The organism is Clostridium sp. NSJ-145 (genome assembly GCF_021044725.1).
GTDB classification, from domain to species: domain Bacteria; phylum Bacillota; class Clostridia; order Clostridiales; family Clostridiaceae; genus Clostridium; species Clostridium disporicum_B.
On the sequence record NZ_JAJNOS010000007.1, the window covers coordinates 61,592 to 83,772 of the forward strand.

General features: G+C 29.6%; 21 protein-coding genes and 1 other annotated feature. All 21 genes read right to left on the minus strand.

Features of this window, described 5'->3' with window-relative positions; translation table 11 throughout:
• Positions 1–74: 74 nt before the first annotated feature.
• Positions 75–782, minus strand: a complete 708-nt coding sequence (sigE, locus tag LQE93_RS07745; RefSeq protein ID WP_055263191.1) for an RNA polymerase sporulation sigma factor SigE — start codon at positions 780–782, stop codon at positions 75–77.
• An 8-nt stretch (positions 783–790) separates the two neighbouring features.
• On the minus strand, positions 791–1,594 hold the full coding sequence (locus tag LQE93_RS07750) for a sigma-E processing peptidase SpoIIGA (RefSeq protein WP_055263189.1): 804 nt from the start codon (positions 1,592–1,594) through the stop codon (positions 791–793).
• 187 nt (positions 1,595–1,781) lie between these two features.
• Positions 1,782–2,906: a cell division protein FtsZ gene (gene ftsZ, locus LQE93_RS07755; RefSeq protein ID WP_055263187.1), complete on the minus strand. Its 1,125-nt coding sequence runs from the start codon at positions 2,904–2,906 to the stop codon at positions 1,782–1,784.
• A gap of 413 nt (positions 2,907–3,319) precedes the next feature.
• Positions 3,320–4,375, minus strand: a complete 1,056-nt coding sequence (locus LQE93_RS07760; protein WP_055263185.1) for a type IV pilus twitching motility protein PilT — start codon at positions 4,373–4,375, stop codon at positions 3,320–3,322.
• A 101-nt stretch (positions 4,376–4,476) separates the two neighbouring features.
• Entirely contained in the window at positions 4,477–5,172 is a 696-nt protein-coding gene (gene sigK / locus LQE93_RS07765) for an RNA polymerase sporulation sigma factor SigK (RefSeq protein ID WP_055263183.1), read from the minus strand.
• A gap of 128 nt (positions 5,173–5,300) precedes the next feature.
• Entirely contained in the window at positions 5,301–6,926 is a 1,626-nt protein-coding gene (locus tag LQE93_RS07770) for a penicillin-binding transpeptidase domain-containing protein (protein WP_084758924.1), read from the minus strand.
• 55 nt (positions 6,927–6,981) lie between these two features.
• A complete protein-coding gene (gene udk / locus LQE93_RS07775) occupies positions 6,982–7,599 on the minus strand; it encodes a uridine kinase (protein ID WP_055263181.1) in 618 nt (205 codons plus the stop codon).
• A gap of 21 nt (positions 7,600–7,620) precedes the next feature.
• Positions 7,621–8,856 carry a peptidase U32 family protein gene (locus LQE93_RS07780; protein ID WP_231072910.1) on the minus strand — a complete coding sequence of 412 codons (1,236 nt, stop codon included), beginning with the start codon at positions 8,854–8,856 and terminating at the stop codon, positions 7,621–7,623.
• Between the two features lie 3 nt (positions 8,857–8,859).
• A complete protein-coding gene (locus tag LQE93_RS07785) occupies positions 8,860–9,504 on the minus strand; it encodes an O-methyltransferase (protein WP_055263177.1) in 645 nt (214 codons plus the stop codon).
• Positions 9,505–9,521: 17 nt separating this feature from the next.
• On the minus strand, positions 9,522–10,535 hold the full coding sequence (gene mltG / locus LQE93_RS07790) for an endolytic transglycosylase MltG (RefSeq protein ID WP_231072912.1): 1,014 nt from the start codon (positions 10,533–10,535) through the stop codon (positions 9,522–9,524).
• 87 nt (positions 10,536–10,622) lie between these two features.
• Positions 10,623–12,449: a translational GTPase TypA gene (gene typA, locus LQE93_RS07795; RefSeq protein ID WP_055263173.1), complete on the minus strand. Its 1,827-nt coding sequence runs from the start codon at positions 12,447–12,449 to the stop codon at positions 10,623–10,625.
• Between the two features lie 207 nt (positions 12,450–12,656).
• On the minus strand, positions 12,657–14,324 hold the full coding sequence (locus LQE93_RS07800) for a ribonuclease J (RefSeq protein WP_055263171.1): 1,668 nt from the start codon (positions 14,322–14,324) through the stop codon (positions 12,657–12,659).
• 64 nt (positions 14,325–14,388) lie between these two features.
• Positions 14,389–14,853 (minus strand): Fur family transcriptional regulator, encoded by a 465-nt coding sequence (locus LQE93_RS07805; RefSeq protein WP_148315727.1) that lies wholly within the window; start codon positions 14,851–14,853, stop codon positions 14,389–14,391.
• A 20-nt stretch (positions 14,854–14,873) separates the two neighbouring features.
• Positions 14,874–15,146, minus strand: a complete 273-nt coding sequence (locus LQE93_RS07810; protein WP_055263167.1) for a DUF1292 domain-containing protein — start codon at positions 15,144–15,146, stop codon at positions 14,874–14,876.
• A 52-nt stretch (positions 15,147–15,198) separates the two neighbouring features.
• Positions 15,199–15,618 (minus strand): Holliday junction resolvase RuvX, encoded by a 420-nt coding sequence (ruvX, locus tag LQE93_RS07815; protein WP_055263165.1) that lies wholly within the window; start codon positions 15,616–15,618, stop codon positions 15,199–15,201.
• A gap of 43 nt (positions 15,619–15,661) precedes the next feature.
• Positions 15,662–15,919: an IreB family regulatory phosphoprotein gene (locus tag LQE93_RS07820; protein ID WP_032118073.1), complete on the minus strand. Its 258-nt coding sequence runs from the start codon at positions 15,917–15,919 to the stop codon at positions 15,662–15,664.
• A gap of 130 nt (positions 15,920–16,049) precedes the next feature.
• Entirely contained in the window at positions 16,050–18,698 is a 2,649-nt protein-coding gene (gene alaS / locus LQE93_RS07825) for an alanine--tRNA ligase (protein ID WP_055263163.1), read from the minus strand.
• Positions 18,699–18,762: 64 nt separating this feature from the next.
• Positions 18,763–18,937: a binding site (T-box leader), on the minus strand.
• A gap of 63 nt (positions 18,938–19,000) precedes the next feature.
• The gene (locus tag LQE93_RS07830; protein WP_331000413.1) at positions 19,001–20,029 is read right to left on the minus strand and encodes an AI-2E family transporter; all 1,029 of its coding nucleotides are present in this window, start codon (positions 20,027–20,029) and stop codon (positions 19,001–19,003) included.
• Positions 20,026–20,514, minus strand: coding sequence for a PRC-barrel domain-containing protein (locus tag LQE93_RS07835; protein ID WP_231072921.1), 489 nt, complete (start codon positions 20,512–20,514; stop codon positions 20,026–20,028). Before LQE93_RS07835 ends, LQE93_RS07830 begins: the two co-directional genes overlap by 4 nt.
• A gap of 128 nt (positions 20,515–20,642) precedes the next feature.
• Positions 20,643–21,719: a tRNA 2-thiouridine(34) synthase MnmA gene (gene mnmA, locus LQE93_RS07840; protein ID WP_186837546.1), complete on the minus strand. Its 1,077-nt coding sequence runs from the start codon at positions 21,717–21,719 to the stop codon at positions 20,643–20,645.
• 18 nt (positions 21,720–21,737) lie between these two features.
• The gene (nifU, locus tag LQE93_RS07845; protein WP_042395324.1) at positions 21,738–22,181 is read right to left on the minus strand and encodes a Fe-S cluster assembly scaffold protein NifU; all 444 of its coding nucleotides are present in this window, start codon (positions 22,179–22,181) and stop codon (positions 21,738–21,740) included.

The following is a 22,181-nucleotide window of genomic DNA, read 5'->3' on the forward strand; positions in this document are numbered from 1 at the left end:
CAACTCCTCTTTAAGAAATAACATACTGCATTTTTAATTATTTCCGATAGAGGTATCTTTTATACTAAGACAAACTATATCATTTTATTGATTTCTTTTTTTAATCTATTTATAATCTTCTTTTCTAGTCTAGAAATATATGACTGAGATATTCCAAGCATATCAGCTACTTCCTTCTGTGTCTTCTCTCTATAACCATCTAATCCAAATCTTAATTTTACAATTTCTTTTTCTCTTTCATTTAAATTTTTTAAAGCTAAAAATAATAATTGTTTATCAACCTCATCTTCAATTAAGTTGTAAACAGTATCATTTTCAGTTCCTAAAATATCTGATAACAATAATTCATTTCCATCCCAATCTATATTCAGAGGTTCATAAAATGATACTTCAGCTTTCACTTTACTGTTTCTTCTCAAGTACATAAGTATTTCATTTTCAATACATCTTGAAGCATATGTTGCTAATTTTATTTTTTTATCAGGATTAAAAGTATTAACTGCTTTTATTAATCCTATAGTTCCAACTGATATCAAATCTTCTACACCTACACCTGTATTTTCAAATTTTCTTGCTATGTAGACTACAAGTCGCAAGTTTCTCTCAATTAATATATCTCTTATTTCACTCCCACCGGTCATTAATTTTTCAACTAATTCTTCCTCTTCATCTTTCTTTAATGGTGGTGGTAATGCATCGTTTCCACCTACATAAAATACTTTTTTAGCAAATAAATTAAACTTAGATAAAATTTTATTTAATAGTAAAATTATTTTTCTCATACTTCCTCCTATATAACCCCTCTTGATAATAACGCTTGATAATCATTGTCTTTACTTAAAACCATTGGACTCTTGCAAATTATTGCATCAATTCTTTGCCACTCATCATTTAAACTGTTCCTTATCATTATCTTATCGCCCTTAATTCCTTCAAGTTGTCCACATTCTGTTATCGTATTATAATTTATTATATATTTATCATTTTCTTTAATATCAATTTCTTTTAAATACCTATCCTCAATTATTATACACGGTAAATTACTTACTACTTCTCTAAGTTCATTTCCAGTATCTAAAAATGCTTTTAAAATTAATATATTTCCACCAATATTAATATATATATCATATATAAAATTATTAATTGTAGCTCTATCTTTCAAGTAGTCATTAATCCTTACTAAAACTATATAAAATACCATAATAGATAATAGTATCCACTTAATAGAATAGTTGTTAATACTAAAGCCTTCTCCTAATACATAAGTATTTTGCATCATTACAAGTCCAAAACATAAACCACATAACATAAAAGAATTAATGAAAAACACTATAGTTCCTTTAATTATATTTGTAATTCTTCTTGGTCTTATAACCATTGCAATCATCAACATAGCAACTAATATTTTGAATACTAAAGATGATAACATTTTAATATCTATAAACAACACTAGGGTATATATGGCTCCTATTATTGCCGCTAGATAAATATTAATATTTCTATATTGATATTTTAATAACTTGGTAGTAATCAATAATAAAAATAAGTTTATTATAAAATTTTCTACAACTATAACATCTACATAAATTTCCATACCACCCCTCCTCATTTAATAAAATTATACTTCTAAGTTAATTATTTTTTTGTCATAATTAAGTTCAAATATTAATTTTTTAGTCTAATTTTTTTTACAATAAAGCACATTATTTTTATTACATAAAAATAAAAAGCTACCAAAACTTAATTTGATAGCTTTTAAACACTTCATTTTATTTATTATATTATCTTCTTGATCTTAAGAAACTTGGTATATTAACACTTTCTCTGTCAATATCTAATAATGGATCCACCTTTGAAACGACTTCTTCTTTAACAACTTCCTCTACTTTTTGAGTAATTGGTGTTTTTATTTCCATTTTTGGCTCGCTAGCTTTTAATGATGATTTAGCATTATCATCCTCAAAACCTGTTGCAATTACAGTTAATCTTATTTCATCATTTAAAGTTTCATCAATAACTGCCCCGAATATAATATTTGCATCCATATCTGCAGCTTCTCTAACAATTTCAGCAGCTTCATAAACTTCTATAGCTCCTAAATCAACTCCACCTGTAAAGTTAATTATTACGCCAGTAGCCCCATCAATTGATGTTTCTAATAATGGTGATGATATTGCTTGTCTTACTGCATCTTGAGCCTTATTATCTCCTTTACCATATCCAACACCCATATGAGCTAACCCTTTATTCTTCATTACAGTTTCAATATCTGCAAAGTCAGCATTTACCACACCAGGAATTGTTATTAAGTCAGAAATAGCTTGTACCCCTTGTCTTAATACATCATCTGCTAATCTAAATGAATCTAATAATGTTGTTTTCTTATCTGCCATAGCTAATAACTTTTCATTAGGTATTATAACTAATGTATCAACTTTTTGCATTAAGTTTTCTATTCCCATTTCAGCATGTCTCATTCTTCTTTTACCTTCAAATGGGAACGGTTTAGTAACAACTCCAACAGTAAGTATATCCATAGACTTAGCTATTTCTGCAACCACAGGGGCAGCACCTGTTCCTGTTCCTCCGCCCATACCAGCAGTTATAAATACCATATTAGCGCCTTTAATCGCTTCAGCAATTTCTTCTCTACTTTCTTCAGCAGCTTTTTTACCTATTTCAGGATTAGCTCCAGCACCTAATCCTTTTGTTAACTTTTCTCCAATTTGGATTTTAGTATTAGCATGAGATAACAATAATGCTTGTTTATCTGTATTAACAGCAATAAATTCTACATTTCTTAATCCTTCAAGTACCATTCTATTGACAGCATTACCTCCGCCGCCACCGCAACCTATGACCTTTATATTAGTTAATTCTTGCATATCTAATTCAAAATCTAACAAAACAATTCCTCCTTTAAAAATCTCTATTAGTAAAGTTTAAATAATTCCATAAAAATACTCAACAGCATAAGTTAAATTATACCTATATTAACTTTAAAAACTTATCCTATTATAATTTTACATCATTTTATATACATTTAACAATAGAAAAAATATATTTATTGAAGAATTTTGTAGGTTTTAGCAGACTTTAAGTATATCTTACCAATTTAACAAAAAACTCCACGAAAATTACTATAAACTATTCTTTAATTAAATACATTAAGTAGTTCTAAAATACAATTTAAATGAATATATTTTTCTACTCAATTAATTTATTCAACATACATTATTTATTTCCTTTATATTTTTTCAAAAAATTTCAAAAAAATAAAGGAGGAACAACTCCCTCCTAATATTTTACTTTTTAAATTTTAAATTATCATAAGCCTTTTTAACGTTTCTCTATCAACTGCGTAACTAATAGCTGACTCCGATGTTATTTCACCTCTTTTATATAAATCTGCTAAAGCCATATCCATTGTTTTCATTCCGTATTTACTTCCTGTTTGAACCGCAGATTCAATTTGATGAGTCTTTCCTTCTCTTATAAGGTTTTGAATACCCGGAGTAGTAACCATAACTTCTAAAGCTGCAGTTCTTCCACTTCCATCAGCCTTCTCTATAAGTTGCTGAGATACTACTGCTTGCAGAACTGACGCCAATTGAACTTTAACTTGTTGTTGTTGATATGGAGGAAATACATCTATTATTCTATCAATAGTCTTTGCTGATCCTATTGTATGAAGCGTTGAAAGAACTAAATGTCCAGTCTCAGCTGCTGTGATAGCAATAGAAATAGTTTCAAGATCTCTCATCTCACCTACTAAAATAACATCTGGATCTTCTCTTAATATCGCTTTAAGAGCATTTTTATAGCTTTTGCTATCCTTTCCAATCTCTCTTTGATTAATTATACAAGATTTATGTTTGTGTAAGTACTCAATAGGATCTTCTAAAGTTATTATATGTCCTTGTCTTGATGAATTTATTTCATTTATCATAGCTGCTAAAGTTGTGCTTTTACCACTTCCTGTTGGTCCTGTAACTAAAATCAATCCTCTTTGTTTATTTGAAATATCTTTTAATACCGATGGATATTTAAGTTCATCAAGAGTCGGTATTTTCAAAGCTATTACTCTTATTGCTATCGCATCACTATTTCTTTGTTTAAATATATTGGCTCTAAATCTTCCTACTCCAGTTAAAGAATAGGATATATCATATTCTCCAATCTCCAGGTATTCTTCGTATTTCTCTTCTAATATCTCTCTTGCAAATTTCTCTATATCTTCAGGCAATAAATTTTCATTACCTATTTTAATTAACTTACCATTTTTTCTTACAGTAGGAGGTACTGCTACAGTTAAGTGTAAATCTGAAGCTCCCAACTCTAATGTATTAACTAATAGTTCTTTTAAAAAATACATATAACTCCCCCTTATAGGCTTAAAATATCTAGCCGTTATATATATTCTATAAAATATATGGTAATAATTCAATGTATTTTAATTTTTTATAATATTTTGTATTATTTAGTTGATAATTCTTTTTTTAACTTCTTTAAAGCTTTTTTCTCAATTCTAGATACATAAGATCGTGAAATTCCCAAATCTCCAGCTATCTCTCTTTGAGTTCTACATCTTCCATCAATCAATCCATATCTCATTTTTAAAATTTCTGATTCCCTATCGGTTAATACTGTACTCATTTTAGTATATAAAGCTTTTATCTGTAAATTAACTTCTACTTTATCAAGAACAGAGTCTTTATCACTACTTAAAACATCTATTAAACATATTTCATTTCCTTCTTTATCCACTCCAATAGGGTCTTGTAATGATGTTTCACTATTCTGCTTTTTATTATTTCTAAATAGCATTAAAATTTCATTTTCTATGCATCTAGAAGCATATGTAGCTAATCTGGTCCCTTTTGATGCATCAAAAGAATCTATAGCTTTAATTAGACCCACTGTTCCAATAGAAATTAATTCATCAATATCTTTGTTTGGAAAAGAATATTTTTTTACTATATGAGCTACAAGTCTCAAGTTTCTTTCTATAAGAATGCTCTTTGCTCTTTTGTCCCCTTCTTTCAACAACTCTAAATACTTCTCCTCTTCCTTTTCGTCCAAAGGCTTTGGAAATGTATTATTTCCCGAAATATATCCAGTTAAAAGAATATTGTTAGAAAAGAATTCCATAATATTAGAAAATAATATCACTCCATTTTCCTCCTAGCAGTGCTTATTATATAATATGATGTTTTCTAAAAATATTGCTTCATTTAATTTTAAATTTTATGAATAAATAATAGACGGCTTAAATAAGCCGTCTATTATACTATTTTTATTTAATTATTTGAATTCAGAGAATTAATTATTTGCCTAAAGATTGGAGCTCCAGTATTACCTCCACCAAGTTCTCTTCCATCTGGATGACTATCTCCAATATTAGGTGCAACTACGAGCAAAGTATATTTTTTACCATCCATTTCAAAGTATCCAGCAAACCAACCATGATTAGTTTTTCCACCTTCACCTGTAGAAGTACCAGTTTTTCCACCTTGTTTTATTCCTTCTACCTTAGCTTCATAACCAGTACCTTTCCAAATTACATTTGTCATACTATCCTGAACTATTTTTGCTGTTGTCTCACTAAATACTCTATTTCCTTCAATATCAATATGCTCAACCTCATTATCATCATTATCTATAATTGAATCTATAATTGTTGGTTTAATATAAATACCATCATTTACAACCGCATTTATAGCTCCAGCTATTTGCAATGGAGTAACTGTTACACATTGTCCTATTGAAAAATTACTTATTCCATCTTCATAAGTGGCTTTAATCCCTGCTGCCTCTTCTTTATTTTCACCTGAAAGACCTAATACCTTTTGATATAAGCCTAACTTTTCAGTGTATTTTATCATATTTTCATAGCCTGCTAATTCTCCAACCTTAGCAAATATATCATTACAAGATACTTGTAATGCTTCATCTACTGTTAAAGTTCCATGTGCATATGGTTCACCTAGCTTAGTACAAATTTTACCTTCACAAGTAAACGTACTTGACGAAGAAATCTTTCCTAAATCTAAACCTATAGCTTCTGTTAATACTTTAAATATTGAACCTGGTTCATATCCTATGGTGCCTATTCCCAAGTTTACATTTGCTTTACTTTCATCCTTTTGTACCATAGCTCTAATTTTTCCTGTTTCACTCTCTAATAAAACAACACCTATATTATCTAAAAAACTATAAGAATCATCTAGAATTACTTTTCTTATTTTTTCTTCCCACTCTTTATTTATTGTAAGTTTTAAGTTTTTATTATTTTCTCCATAATTTAATACACTTTCAGTGTAATTTGCTTTTTGATCTAAATTAAAGCTAATTGAAGGATATTCATTATTCTCAACTATATCTAATATTTCTCGTTGAAATGATCCTTCCACTGCATTATCTTCAGTAATATTAGATATAAAATTTTCTATTCTCCACCCCTCATCACGATCTATCATATCATAAACATATAAATATATACCCTTAATATTATCTAACTTTTTAATTTTATTATATGTCTCTTCGGTTATTTCATCATAATAAGTTTTACCATTTAAAGCTATTATATCTGAATAATTAAAATCAGGATCCTCTGATTTCATAATAAAATTTAATGCTAATAAATCTTCTAGTGTTTCTTCATAATTATTAAGTTGAAAAGGCTTAGAATCAATTACTAAAACATATTTTTTCTTATATCTTAATAAATCTTTTCCATTTGTATCTAAAATTCTATAATTAAGTTCTGCTAATGTTTCTATCTGGTGATTTTGTAACTCCCCTTGAACTTGGGTAGATGGTCGTACTTGAAGAAAATATAATCGTACTGATAATAAAATTAGTACTGATGCATATATAATTAAAATAAAAATTATTCTTCTCTTATCTATAACATGTTTATACAAAAATAAAACACCTCCCTTTGAATAAATTCTATCCAAAAAAAGGTGTTTTATACAATTACTTCAATATATCCTTAATTTTAGTCATAAGAAGGTCTATAGCCACATAATTATGTCCACCTTCTGGAACTATGATATCTGCATATCTTTTACTTGGTTCAGTAAACTGCATATGCATAGGTCTAACCATAGTTAAATATTGATCTATAACTGACTCAACAGTTCTTCCTCTTTCATTTATATCTCTAACAAGTCTTCTTAATATTCTTATATCAGCATCAGTATCTACATATACTTTTATGTCTAATAAATCTCTTATTCTCTCATCTTCTAAGATAAGAATTCCTTCAACAAGTATAATATCTCTTGGAGCTATTGTTGTAGTTTCTTTTGCTCTATTATGTACAGTAAAGTCATAACTTGGTTTTTCAATAGAATCACCATTTATAAGTGACTTTAAATGCTCAACTAATAAATCATTGTCAAAAGCCATTGGATGGTCATAATTTGTTTTAACTCTTTCCTCCATTGATAAATGACTTTGGTCTTTATAATACATATCTTGTTGTATCATCGCTATACAATCTTCTGAAAAAGTAGAATATAACGCGTCAGCTATAGTACTTTTTCCGGATCCTGTTCCCCCAGTAATCCCTATTAACACAGGTCTTCTCATTAATAGTCCTCCTCTATGATTCTACAAAGTAAGTTTCTTACTTGCTTTAACTAGCATATCATTTTTCTTAAGTGGTTTATTAACCTTAGCTTTAAACATCATATGTGCTCTATTAGCTACATCAGTCTTTACGTTCTTATCCATATCAAACATTTCTGTTAGTGTTACTTTAAAGTATGGATCTTCAGCTCTTAGAACTTCAACTTCATCATTTTCAAAAACTCTATTTTTTTGAAGTATTGTTGCTACCCCAGTTTCTTCATCATATTCCTTTACCATACCTACTAAATCATAATCTCTTAAATATGATGATTCATCATAATTTTCCTCACCATTTATCCCAAGATAGAATCCTGTATGGTATTTTCTATGACTTATTTTTGTTAAGATATCCATCCATTCATCTTTAAATTCATATTCATATGGATTTTTTAAATATGAATCAACAGCTTCTCTATAAGCTTTAACAACTGAAGCTACATAAAACTCACTTTTCATTCTTCCTTCTATTTTAAAAGAATAAATTCCACTTTCAATAAGTTCTGGTATATGTTTGATCATACATAAATCTTTAGAATTCATTATATAAGTTCCATTATCATCTTCTACCACAGGATAGTATTCATTTGGTCTTGTTTCTTCAACTAAATAATATTTATATCTACAAACATTACCGCATATCCCTTTGTTCGCATCTCTACCTAACATATAATTAGATATTAAGCATCTTCCTGAATATGCTACACACATAGACCCATGAACAAAGGCTTCAATATCACATCCATTAGGCATATAAGATGTAATAGTCTTTATTTCCTTAAATGTTAACTCTCTTGCTAAAACAATTCTTTTAACTCCAAGTTCATACCAAAACTTAACAGCTCTCCAATTTACAGTATTAGCTTGTGTACTTAAGTGGATTTCAAGTTCTGGTGCTACTTCTTTACATATAGCCACAAGCGAAGGGTCTGCAACAATTACTGCATCTACGCCTATTTCATAAAGTTCTCTAATATAGCTTTCTGCCCCTTCTAAATCATGATTTCTTGGGAAAACATTTAAAGTTACATATAACTTTCTTCCTCTATCATGACAATATTTTATACCTTCCATTATTTGTTCTGTAGTAAAATTATTTGAAAAAGCTCTAAGATTAAGCCTTCCTCCACCTATGTAAACTGCGTCTGCACCATAGTCTACAGCAATTTTTAATTTTTCTAGATTACCAGCCGGAGCTAGTATTTCAGGTTTTCTCATTTTTTACCTCCTTCTAGTAATAGCAATTCCATCTCCCATAGGTATTACTGATGTTACTAAATTTTTATCATTTGAAACCATCTCTAAATATGTTCTCATTCTTTTAACTATAGTTATTTTTCTACGTTTAACTAAATCATCTGATGCAACCATACCTCTAAATAACACATTATCTGCTATAATAATTCCATCTTCTTTTAAAAGTCTTAAACAGTGAGGAAGGAAATGGTTATAATGACCTTTCCCTGCATCCATAAAGATAAGGTCATATGGCTCTTCTAGTCTTTCTAAAACATCTAAACAATCTCCAGCTTCAATAGTTATATTCTTCTCTAAACCAAAGCTTTCGATATTTTTCTTAGCGAACCCAATCATTTCCTCGCTTCTCTCAATAGTTGTTATATGTGGATTAGTTCCTGCAGCTTCATACATTAATATAGCAGAATAACCTATAGCGGTACCAAGCTCTAATATTCTTAAAGGCTTTTTCATCCCTACCATAAATTCAAGAAATTTTATTGTTTCTTTCTGTGCTATAGGAACTTTATTTTCCTCAGCAAAATCTTCTAATTCTTTGATTTTGCCTTCACTTTCAGGTATTAATGACCTTATATATCCTTCCATGTAATCATAGGTAATTCCACTCATTATATTCCTCCTACTAGTTAATATCCAAGTTCTTCTTGCTTCTTCATAAAATCTTCATCATTATTTGTAAAATAATGCTTATTATCACTTTCTAAAACATAAAATAGATAATCTGTATCTTCTGGCTTTAATGCTGCAATAATAGACGGTGCTCCTGGATTACTTATTGGTCCAATCGGTAATCCTTTGTAAAGATATGTATTATATAAAGAATCTATCTCTAAATCTTTATAATAAAGTTTATCCTTATGATATCCGTGAGCATATAATACAGTTGCATCAATACTCAATGTCATATTTTCATTTATTCTATTGTATATAACTGATGCAATAGTAGGTCTTTCTTCATCTACTCTTGCCTCTTTTTCAACCATTGATGCAACAGTAATTATGTTTTCAATATCATCATTATTGACTTCAACACCCAGGTTTGTTATTATTTCATTCCAAACCTCATCAAATCTATTCAATAAAGTTTGAACTATCGCTTCTGGTTTTATACCTTTTTCAAATTTATATGTATCTGGAAATAAGAAACCTTCTAGGTTATATCTTTTTTCACTATTTTCTTTTATGTATGATGGTAGAGGATATTCTTTTACAGCATTAATAAACTGGTCACTTTTACATATACCCTCATTTTCTAATTTTTCTGCTATGTCATCAATTGTAAAACCTTCAGGTATTGTAAAGTTTATGTAGCTATCTTCTGATTCTCTTTTTAATAGTTCAATAATATCCTTAATAGACATATCTTTATTCATTATGTACTGACCAGGTATAATATCTAAATTAAGTCTATTAATTTTAGTGTAAGCTTTTATAATTACTGTATTTTTAATAACGCCTTCTGATTTTAGTTCATTTAATAAGCTATAAAAACTTTCACCTTCATCTATCGTTACCTGATAATCTGAAACTATTTTTAAAGGTTTATCTATTACAGATTTAAATGCAACTATACCTACGATAATAAAACATAAGATTGTTACCATTGCAATCTTAATTAACCTTTTAGATTTAAAATTCATAAATACCCCCTATATATAAGTAAATAGCCCCTAAAGGCTATTCACTATTATAATACTTTTTTATGAAATTTTAAAGAAATTTAGCTATTATTTTTTACTTCTGCTTATTAATCTCTTTCTTTCAGCAGCATTTAATGCTCTTTTTCTCATTCTTACACTAACAGGAGTAACTTCAACTAATTCATCATGATTTATAAACTCTAATGATTGTTCTAATGTTAATTGAGTAACTGGTACAAGTTTAACTGCATCATCTGAACCAGACGCTCTTGTATTTGTTAACTTTTTACCTTTACATACATTTATATCTATATCTTCTGCTCTTGAACACTCTCCAACAATCATACCTTCATATACTGGTGTTCCAGGAGTTATAAATAACTTACCTCTTTCTTGAGCATTAAATAATCCGTAAGCAATTGCTTCCCCTTGTTCAAATGAAACTATTGAACCTCTGCTTCTTGTTGGAATATCTCCTTTGTATGGACCATATCCATTAAATACGTGGTTCATTATACCATTACCTTTTGTATCAGTCATAAATTCACTTCTGAATCCGATAAGACCTCTAGCTGGTATATTGAATTCTAATCTAGTATAACCATTTACAGCTGATGTCATATTAACCATTTCACCTTTTCTTGGTCCCATCTTTTCCATAACAGGTCCCATGAACTCTTCTGGTACATCTATAGTTAAGTATTCCATTGGTTCCATCTTTTTACCGTCAATAGTTTTAAATATAACGTTTGGTTTAGAAACTTGAAGCTCAAATCCTTCTCTTCTCATTGTTTCTATAAGTATAGATAAGTGTAATTCTCCTCTTCCTGAAACTTCGAAGCAATCAGGAGTTATCTCATTTACTCTTAAACTTACATTTGTTTCAAGCTCTTTCATTAATCTATCTCTTAAATGTCTTGATGTAACGAAGTCACCTTCTCTACCTGCAAATGGTGAATCATTTACCATAAAGTTCATGTTTAATGTTGGCTCATCAATTTCTATGTATGGTAAAGCTTCTGGATTTTGTGAATCTGCTATAGTTTCACCTATATTAGCATCAACAACACCACTTAAAGCAATTATATCTCCTAAAGATGCTTCTTGAACCTCTTCTCTTTGTAATCCATTATATCCAAATACACCTGATACCTTATAAGTAGAAGTTGTACCATCTTTTCTTACTAATGCAACTTGTTGATTTTTTCTTACTTTTCCTCTGTGGATTTTACCTATAGCAATTTTCCCTAAGTACTCATTAGTATCTAAACTTGTTACAAGCATTTGGAAAGGTCCATCAATATATCCTTTTGGACATTCAACATTTTCTATAACAGTCTTAAATAATGGTTCCATTCCCATATTTGTATCTTCAACATTGTATCTAGCAAAACCTTCTCTTGCTGATGCGTATATTATTGGGAAATCTAATTGCTCATCATCTGCACCTAATTCTAAGAATAACTCAAATACTTCATCAATAACCTCTTCTGGTCTTGCATTCGGTTTATCTATTTTATTTATAACAACGATTGGTTTTAATTTTAATTCTAATGCTTTCTTTAAAACGAACTTTGTTTGTGGCATAGGTCCTTCATATGAATCTACTACTAATAAAACTGAGTCTACCATATCAAGTACACGCTCTACTTCTCCGCCGAAATCAGCATGCCCTGGAGTATCTACAATATTTATCTTTATTCCATTGTACATAACTGCAGTATTTTTAGAAAGGATTGTTATACCTCTTTCTTTTTCTAAATCATTTGAATCCATAACTCTTTCATCAACTTTTTCATTAGATCTAAATACGTGACTTTCCTTAAACATAGCATCAACTAATGTAGTCTTACCATGGTCAACGTGAGCTATTATAGCTATATTTCTAATATCATCTCTACTTATTAATTCCATATATATTTCCTCCAAATTTGTAATAATAATTTTAAATTATATTGTCAGAAGTTTTAAAAGAGTAACTTCAAATTATTTAAATTATTATCTTTGCTTTAATGTAAACCTATAAATATTTTACCCAAAAAGAAAATTGGATACACATGTATCCAATTTCCAAATCTATAAGCTATTCTACTATCTATTTGACCTCTTGTCAACTTCCAGTTATATTTCCATTATTATTGGTAAAATCATCGGTTTTCTCTTAGTCTTTTCATATAGATAACTTCTAAGTTCATCTCTTACTCTCGACTTTAATGTAGCCCAATCATTTATCTTCTTTTCTTCACACTCTAATAATATAGATTTAACTATATCTCTCGCTTCATCCATCAATGGTTCAGATTCCCTTACATAAACAAATCCTCTAGATATAATGTCTGGTCCTGCAACAATTGCTTTATTTTCCTTTGATAATGTTACTACTACTGTTAAAATACCATCTTGAGATAAATGTTTTCTATCTCTTAAAACTATATTTCCAACATCACCAACGCCTAATCCATCAACAAACACTTGCCCTGCAGCCACTGATCCATTTTTCTTTATAGAGTTTCGTGTAACCTCGATTACATCTCCTATATCAGCAATAATAAGATTGTTTTCTGGCAATCCTACTGACATAGCAAGCTCTCCATGCTTCTTTAAATGTCTATATTCACCATGAACTGGTATAAAGAACTTTGGTTTTACTAATGCTTGCATTAACTTTAACTCTTCTTGATAAGCATGACCTGATACATGAATTTGTGCTAAAGATTCGTAAATAACATCTGCACCGTTTTTGAAAAGCTGATTAATAACTCTAGATACAAGCTTTTCATTTCCTGGAATAGGTGTCGCAGATATAATCACTGTATCTCCTTGTTTTATATTTACTTTTCTATGATCTGATGAAGCCATTCTTGAAAGAGCTGACATCGGCTCACCTTGACTTCCTGTAGTAATAACAACTAATTCATTATCATTATATTTGTTAATATGATCTATACCTATAAGTGTTTCTTTATCTACATCTATATAACCAAGATCCATAGCAACTTGCATATTATTTTCCATACTTCTTCCAGAAACAGCAACTTTTCTGCCGTAAATTTTACCGGCCTCTATTATTTGCTGAATTCTATGGATATTTGAAGCAAAAGTTGCTATTATAATTCTTCCTTTAGCTTTACCAAATATTTTAACTAAACTTTCACCAACCACTTTTTCAGACATAGTATATCCAGGTCTCTCAACATTTGTTGAGTCTGCCATCATTACAAGTACACCCTTTTTACCTAATTCTGCAAACCTTGCAAAATCCATTGGTTCACCATCAATTGGTGTATAATCAACCTTAAAGTCTCCTGTATGAAGCACCACTCCAAGTGGTGTATGAATTGCTATAGCAACTGAATCTGCTATAGAGTGATTTGTTTTGATAAATTCTACTGAAACAGAATTTAGTCTTATGACATCTCTAGGTTTAACCCTAATCAATTCTGTTGTGCTTAATAATCCATGTTCCTTAAGCTTTGTTTCTACTATCCCTAAAGTTAGTTTTGTTCCATATACCGGTACATTTAATTGCTTTAAAAAGTATGGTAATGCTCCTATATGGTCTTCGTGCCCGTGGGTTAGAAAAATCCCTGTAACTCTTTCTCTATTTTTAAGAAGATATGTTATATCTGGAATAACTAAATCAATTCCAAACATATCTTCATCTGGAAATCTTAAGCCACAATCTATTATAACAATATCATTTTTGTATTCGATAGCTGTTAGATTTTTTCCTATCTCGTTTACTCCGCCTAAAGGAATAATCTTAACTTTAGCTTTTTCGTTTTTCATATGTCCCCTCCTTCATCTCTTTCTTGTATATGTATCAATCACGCTTTTAAGCGAGAGTTCCCCCTTATTTTAAGTCTTCGTTACAGTCGCAACACTCTGAACAAATTCCAAAAAACTTTACACTATGATCTAATATCTTGAATTTATAAGTTTTTTCTATTCTTTCTTCAAGTTCTTCTAATAAATCATCTTGAACTTCATAAACTCTTTTACACTTATTGCATACTAAGTGATGATGTCTATGCTCCTCATCACTATGAACTAATTCATATCTACTACATCCATCATTTAAATCTAATTTATATATAACATTAACTTCTTCTAAAAGTAATACTGTTCTGTATACTGTTGCTAAACCTATATCAGGACATCTTTTCTTTACTTCATCATAAATCTCTTCTGCAGTTAAATGTTGACCTTCTTTTTCTATTATTATATCAAGTATAGCTCTTCTTTGAGGCGTTAATTTATATCCCTTTTCCTTTAAATTTTCTTTTAGTTCATTTATATTAATACTTATTCCTCCCATCATAACACCTCTTCATATATTTATTCATCAATAAAAATAGTATTATATGCTTCTTCTACAGCTGCTAGTTCTACTTCATTATCTATTAGTTCAAAAGCTTCTTCTCCATCTTCATCCTTAGTTACTTTTAAAGCAAATGGATTTTCATCTGGATATGCTTCATCTTCTACTATAACATATTCACATTTCTCATCGTTATCTGGATTAACCACATCAAAAAAAGCTATTACCTTTAAGTTTATTTCATTTCCATCTTCATCGTATAATTTAATGTTTTCTAATTCTTTTTCCATTTTTTTCTCCTTTGAATCATTTTAAATTTTATTTTAATGTATTGTCATTTTTTTATTTACTAAGTCTTAACTTGTCAAGATAACCTTGAAGTATGTATATTGCAGCTATCTTATCAACAATCTTTTTTCTCTTTCCTCTTGAAAGATCTGCTTCTAGCATTGCTCTATGTGCAGCAACAGTAGTTAGTCTTTCATCCCACATTTCTATAGGCAAGCCAGTTTTCTCTTTAATTACTTCTGCTAGAGCAATAACTCTCTCCCCAGACTCTCCTATAGTTCCATTCATATTTTTAGGTAATCCAATAACTATAGTTTCTACACCATATTCCTTACATATCTTATGAACTTCTTCTATATCTTGTTCTTTTTTTGTCCTTCTAATAGTTGTAATTCCTTGTGCTGTCCATCCTAGGGGATCACTTAAAGCTACTCCTATAGTCTTTGAACCAACATCTAGCCCTAATATTCTCATTAAAAACTCCTTAAATTAAAAGTGCCCGATTAACGGGCACTTTCTACTTTATTTCTAAATAAGATTTTATTACTTCTTCTAGTATTTCATCTCTTTCAAGCTTTCTAAGTAAAGCCCTTGCTCCGTTGTAACTTGTAATGTAAGAAGGGTCTCCTGAAATTAAATATCCAACTAATTGATTTACAGGATTATAGCCTTTTTCTTTTAATGCCTTATATACATCTGTTAATATAGACTTTGTTAAATCTTCTTTATCAACACCTAAGTTGAATTGCATTGTTCTGTCAAGATTGTTTTCCATACTGTGCTGCTTATTTGCAGCTCACCCCCTTACGTTTTTTACAACTATTAATAGTATTATCACTTTTAGATTATTTATTCAAATATTGTTAACTTAATTATATAACAAAACTTTATAAAAGTATACTATTTTACTTAACTAAATTTTCTATTACTTCGTAAGCAACTTCGATAGCTTGTGAAATATTACTTGGATTCTTACCACCAGCTTGAGCCATATCCGGTCTTCCTCCACCGCCGCCACCAACAACAGCTGCAACTTCTTTTATAATCTTTCCACAATGGATTCCATTAGCTAATACATCTTTAGTTGCCATAGCCACTAAATTAACCTTATCTCCACCATTACTTAATAAGATTACCACACCACTACTCATCTTACTTCTAATTTTATCAGCTAAATCTCTTAAAGCATTTCCATCAACGCCTTCTAATCCATAAGCTATAGCTTTAATTCCAGATATATCTCTTGCAGAATTTAATATATCATCTTCTGCACCTGAAGTTAGTTTAGCTTTTAATTCAGCTATTTCCTTATCTTTTTCCTTTATTTCATTTCCTTGAGATGCAATCTTCTTTAAGATATCTTTCTCATTACATTTTAGTGTTGAACACGCTTCTTTTAATAGTCTTTGTTTTTCTTCCATATATCTTATAGCATTTTTACCTGTTAAAGCTTCAATTCTTCTTATTCCAGCTGCAACACCAGTCTCAGATATAATTTTAAAGAAACCAATCTCTCCAACATTACTAACATGAGTACCACCACATAATTCTTTTGAGAACTCACCAGCTGATACAACTCTTACCTTATCTCCATACTTTTCATCAAACAGTGCAGTTGCACCTGATGCTTTAGCTTCGTCAATTGTCATTAACTTAGTGCATACAGAATCAACTTCCATTATCTTTTCATTAACTAAATCTTCAACTTTTTCAATTTCTTCAATTGTTAACCCTTGGAAGTGAGTAAAGTCAAATCTTAATCTTTCATTATCAACATATGAACCTGCTTGATGTATATGTGATCCTACTATTTCCTTTAAAGCTGCTTGTAACATGTGAGTTGCAGTATGGTTTTTACAAACACTATTTCTTCTAACCTTATCAACCTTTAAAGTTACAACATCATTAATTTTTATAGTTCCATTTTTAACTTCAACATAATGAATAGTTTTTCCACCAACATTTTTCTTAGTATTATAAACTAATGCTGTTCCATTTTCTCCTTCTATTATACCTGTGTCACCTATTTGACCACCCATTTCTGCATAAAAAGGAGTTTTATCTGTTAGAATATAACCTTTATTTCCTTCTGATAATTCTTCAACAAACTCTTCATCTGTTGCTAGAACTACAACTTTTCCTGTTCCTATAGTATCAGTATATCCAATAAATTCAGTTTCTACATCTGCTTTAACTTTATTTATTGGAACTTCTTCACTTCCCATATACGAAGTTTCGCCTCTTGCACTTCTAGCTCTTTCTCTTTGAGCTTCCATTTCCTTCTTAAACTCTTCTGAATCAACAGTCATCTCTTTTTCTTCTAAAATCTCTTCTGTTAATTCTATAGGGAATCCATAAGTATCATAAAGCTTAAATGCTTTTTCACCACTTAAAACTTTAGTTCCTATCTCTTCTAACTCCGCAATATAACCTGATAATATATTCATACCAGCATCAATTGTCTCATTAAATCTTTCTTCTTCTAAAGTTATTATCTTCGTAATATACTCTTTATTTTCTACTAGTTGAGGATATGATCCACCGTAATTTTCTATTACAGCATCTACAACTTCCTTTAGGAATAAGCCTTTAATTCCGATAAGTCTTCCATGTCTAGCAGCTCTTCTAAGTAATCTTCTTAAAACATAACCTCTACCTTCATTACTTGGTTGAACACCATCAGATATAAGCATTGTAACAGCTTTAACGTGATCTGTTATAATTCTTAAAGATACATCAGTGTTACTTTCTTTTCCGTATTCAACACCAGATAGCTTAGATACTCTATTTAGTATATTTTTAACTGTATCTATTTCAAATATGTTATCAACACCTTGCATTATAGTTGCAATTCTTTCTAATCCCATACCTGTATCTATATTTTTATTCTTTAATGGAGCATAGCTTCCATCTTCTTGTTTATCAAATTGAATAAATACTAGGTTCCAGAATTCAACTATTCTATCTGCATCAGATGCAGCTACGAAATCTTCAACATTTGTAACTGGTGCTACGTCTACACCTCTATCAAAATGTATTTCAGTACAAGGCCCACATGGTCCAACAGTTCCAACTTCCCAGAAGTTATCATCCTTACCTAATCTAAAAATTCTATTTGGGTCTATATCAGTTTTAGAAGTCCAAATATCATAAGCTTCATCATCTTCTAAATAAATAGTTACGTATAGTTTTTCTTTAGGTAACTTTAAAACTTCAGTTACAAATTCCCATGACCATGGAATAATTTCATTTTTAAAATAGTCTCCAAAGGAGAAATTTCCTAACATTTCAAAGAAAGTACCGTGTCTTGATGTCTTACCAACATTTTCAATATCACCGGTTCTTATACACTTTTGACATGTAGTTACTCTCTTACTTGGTGGGGTTTGTATACCTGTAAAATATGGCTTAAGCGGTGCCATACCAGCATTAATCAATAATAAACTATTATCGTTCTTAGGTACTAATGGAAAACTTTCCATTCTTAAGTGTTCTTTAGATTCAAAGAACTTTAAAAATTGCTCTCTTAAATCATTTGCTCCTATGAATTGCATATAATTTCCTCCATTTTTACTATTATTATAATTTTATAAAATAAAAAAGTCTTCATCCCTAAAAACAAGGGACGAAAACTTGAATTCCGCGGTACCACCCTAATTATGTACTAAATTGCACATCACTTAAAGCATAAAGACTCCAAGATAGCTTCAATATGATAAATAAGAAGTTTGCACCAACCACTTCCTCTCTTTATATTTATTACATACCTACTCATTCTTTTCATCGTCTTTTATATTTATTTGTTTATTCCTAGGCAAATTATAGTTTATTTATAGCATTATGTCAATTCTTATCCTTAAAATAAGTAATAATTAATATCATCATATATCACTTTTATTATAACCAATATAGGAACAGCTAAGATCATTCCAGCAGCTCCTCCAATTTTACCACCTAATATAAGCAATATAATAATGATTATAGGATGAAAATTTATACATACCCCAGTAATTTTAGGCGCAAGCAAATCTCCTTCAATCTGTTGAATTACAAATGCGCCTATTAGAGCTAATATAGCTTTTGTAGGTGATTGCATTAATGCTATAAATACTATAGGAGCTCCCCCTATAATTGGGCCGAAATAAGGGATGATATTAGCTATTGCATTAAGTATAGCTAATATAAGTGGCAATTTTATTCCTAAGATTATTAACATTATAAAAGTTAGCACACCAATAATTCCTGATAATAATAACTGACTGATAATATACCTACTTAGAACCTTGTCAATATTAGCATTTATTTTTCTAATTAATATCCTTTTATCTGTTGGGAATATTAATAACAATTTGTTATATATAAGCTCCCCATCAGCCAAAAAATAATATGCCACTACAGGAACTATAGCAAATCCAACTAAATTTTCTAAAATAGAAGCTATATTGTCTATTAAATTTCCTGATAAAGATGCTAAAAACAAATTTATTTTTTCATTTATTTGAATGTATGCAGTTTCAAACAAACTCAAATCACTTAAATTAAGTTTATTAGCCATATTCATTAAATACAATTCAACATTATCTAACATAACTCCAAAATTTCCACTTTCATAAATTATAGTAGGAACTATAAAATATATTATAGTAGTAAATAAACCTATGGATAAGATAATTATAATTAAAGATGATATTCTTTTAGAAATTTTAAACTTATCACAGAAATAGTTTCTTAGAGGCTTTATTGCATAAGCTATAATAAAAGATATTAATATTAAATTTACAACAGAACGTACTGGATCATAAAAAAAATAAATTGATAAAAGTAATATAAAAATAAGTACTATACATATTTTTATTAATATAGATTTATATTTTCTTTTAATCACGATATTATTCCTCCTAAGTTATGAGGTAATGTTTTAAGCCTAATATAGTCCTTCCCTTTATAGAGAATAAACTTTTCGCATAAAACACATCCACTAGATAAAATGATTTCTTTCCCTTTAAACATTGTATCTATAACTCCAGAGCTTATTATCATACCTTTAACAGTAAATGTATCCTTATCTATTATAAGATCCTCCAAAACACCCTTCATAACATTTTTATTATCTATAACATCCATAAATTTAATATTATTAAATGTTAGACCTTTATAACTTTCAATAGAAGAAACTATAAGTACATCCTCTAAAGAGAGTATACTTTCTTTTTTAATAAAATTCTTTTTACTAAAAATAGATAAACTTGAGATAATAAAACCTATAATACTGCCCTCATAAAAATCTATAGCTATATCACTTATTGCCCCTAGATACTTTCCATTTGTATCATAGACTTTCATCAAATAAAAATCTCTAGTTTTAAACATAGATTTTCTCCTTTTAAATATTATTTTTTTATTATTGCCTTATCTAAATAATATTATTACTAACAACTAGCTATTTTTTCTAATAAAAAAAGAAGTCATATAAAATGACTTCTTACAAGCTAAATGTATTATAGAATCTCTTCTATTATTCCACCACCAACAACTATATTACCTTGATAGAAAACAACAGATTGACCTTTAGTTATAGCTCTTTGTTTATCTTTAAAGCTAACTTTAACCCTATTACCTTCTAATTGTGATATAACGGCTTCTGCTGGTCTTCCTGAATATCTAACCTTCGCTTCAACAGTTAGTTCGCCCTCTAATTTATCAAAAGGAATAAAATTAACATCTTTGGCAACAAGATCTGTTTTAAATATATCTATCTCTGGTCCTAGAACTACTTCATTAGTTTGTGGATTTATATCAGTTACAAAAACCGGTCTTCCAAGTGCTATTCCTAACCCTTTTCTTTGACCTATAGTATAATAAACTATACCTTTATGTTTACCTAATATATTACCATTCTTATCAACAAAATTTCCTGGAACAACCTCTAAAGGTCTAGCTTCTGAAATATATCGTCCGTGATTATTGTCTGGAATAAAACATATTTCTTCACTATCCTTTTTATTATGTACCGCTAATCCGATTTCTTTAGCGATCTCTCTAATTCTGTCTTTTGTATATTCTCCACAAGGCATTAATGTATGTGCTAATTGATCTTGAGTAAAATTATATAATGCATATGTTTGATCTTTTCTATCATCATCAGAACGAATTAAAAGATACCTTCCATCTTTCTCTTCTATCTTTGCATAATGACCTGTTGCTACATAATCAGCACCAATCCCTTTTGCTTTTCTTAATAACTCATCAAATTTCAAATGTTTATTACAAGCTATACAAGGATTAGGAGTCTTTCCATCTATATATTCTTGAACGAAATAATCAATAACTTTTTCCTTAAAACTATCTCTAAAGTTCATTACATAGAAAGGAATACCTATTTTATCCGCAACTCTTCTTGCATCATCAACAGCAGAAAGTGAACAGCATCCACCTTCTCTCTCTGTATACTCATTATCTTCTTGCCATATTTGCATTGTTACACCAATAACATCATAACCTTGCTCTTTTAAAAGGTAAGCAGCAACGGAACTATCTACTCCGCCGCTCATACCTATAACTACTTTCTTTTTCATTAACTCACACCTTAAATTTTATTCATGACCATGAACAGCATCATGTAATTCATCGTGATCTGTTTCTTCAAATTCCCATCCTTCTGTGCTTAATCCAGCATTTTTTCTGTAGTCATTTATAGCTTTATGAATAGCTTCTTCAGCTAACACTGAACAGTGCATCTTAACTGGTGGAAGTCCATCTAACGCTTCAGCAACAGCCTTGTTTGAAAGTTCCCAAGCTTCTTCTAAAGTTTTACCTTTAATCATTTCAGTTGCCATTGAAGATGAAGCTATAGCAGATCCACAGCCAAAAGTTTGGAACTTAACATCTTTTATTATATTATCTTCAACCTTTAAGTAAACTCTCATTATATCTCCGCACTTAGCATTTCCTACTTCTCCAATACCATTTGCGTCTTCAATTTCTCCTACATTTCTTGGATTTCTAAAATGGTCCATAACCTTATCTGTATATATCAT

Bases quoted from the DNA above. Each gene is read 5' to 3' on its own strand.
- nifU (WP_042395324.1), bottom strand. From the start codon at position 22,181: ATGATATATACAGATAAGGTTATGGACCATTTTAGAAATCCAAGAAAT.
- alaS (WP_055263163.1), bottom strand. From the start codon at position 18,698: ATGCAATTCATAGGAGCAAATGATTTAAGAGAGCAATTTTTAAAGTTC.
- LQE93_RS07780 (WP_231072910.1), bottom strand. From the start codon at position 8,856: ATGAGAAAACCTGAAATACTAGCTCCGGCTGGTAATCTAGAAAAATTA.
- typA (WP_055263173.1), bottom strand. From the start codon at position 12,449: ATGGAATTAATAAGTAGAGATGATATTAGAAATATAGCTATAATAGCT.
- mltG (WP_231072912.1), bottom strand. From the start codon at position 10,535: ATGAATTTTAAATCTAAAAGGTTAATTAAGATTGCAATGGTAACAATC.
- mnmA (WP_186837546.1), bottom strand. From the start codon at position 21,719: ATGAAAAAGAAAGTAGTTATAGGTATGAGCGGCGGAGTAGATAGTTCC.
- LQE93_RS07820 (WP_032118073.1), bottom strand. From the start codon at position 15,919: ATGGAAAACAATCTTGACAGAACAATGCAATTCAACTTAGGTGTTGAT.
- LQE93_RS07750 (WP_055263189.1), bottom strand. From the start codon at position 1,594: ATGGAAATTTATGTAGATGTTATAGTTGTAGAAAATTTTATAATAAAC.
- LQE93_RS07800 (WP_055263171.1), bottom strand. From the start codon at position 14,324: ATGAAAAACGAAAAAGCTAAAGTTAAGATTATTCCTTTAGGCGGAGTA.
- LQE93_RS07835 (WP_231072921.1), bottom strand. From the start codon at position 20,514: ATGTTTAAAACTAGAGATTTTTATTTGATGAAAGTCTATGATACAAAT.
- ruvX (WP_055263165.1), bottom strand. From the start codon at position 15,618: ATGAGAATATTAGGGCTAGATGTTGGTTCAAAGACTATAGGAGTAGCT.
- LQE93_RS07785 (WP_055263177.1), bottom strand. From the start codon at position 9,504: ATGAGTGGAATTACCTATGATTACATGGAAGGATATATAAGGTCATTA.
- sigE (WP_055263191.1), bottom strand. From the start codon at position 782: ATGAGAAAAATAATTTTACTATTAAATAAAATTTTATCTAAGTTTAAT.
- udk (WP_055263181.1), bottom strand. From the start codon at position 7,599: ATGAGAAGACCTGTGTTAATAGGGATTACTGGGGGAACAGGATCCGGA.
- LQE93_RS07810 (WP_055263167.1), bottom strand. From the start codon at position 15,146: ATGGAAAAAGAATTAGAAAACATTAAATTATACGATGAAGATGGAAAT.
- LQE93_RS07805 (WP_148315727.1), bottom strand. From the start codon at position 14,853: ATGGGAGGAATAAGTATTAATATAAATGAACTAAAAGAAAATTTAAAG.
- LQE93_RS07760 (WP_055263185.1), bottom strand. From the start codon at position 4,375: ATGTATTTTTTAAAAGAACTATTAGTTAATACATTAGAGTTGGGAGCT.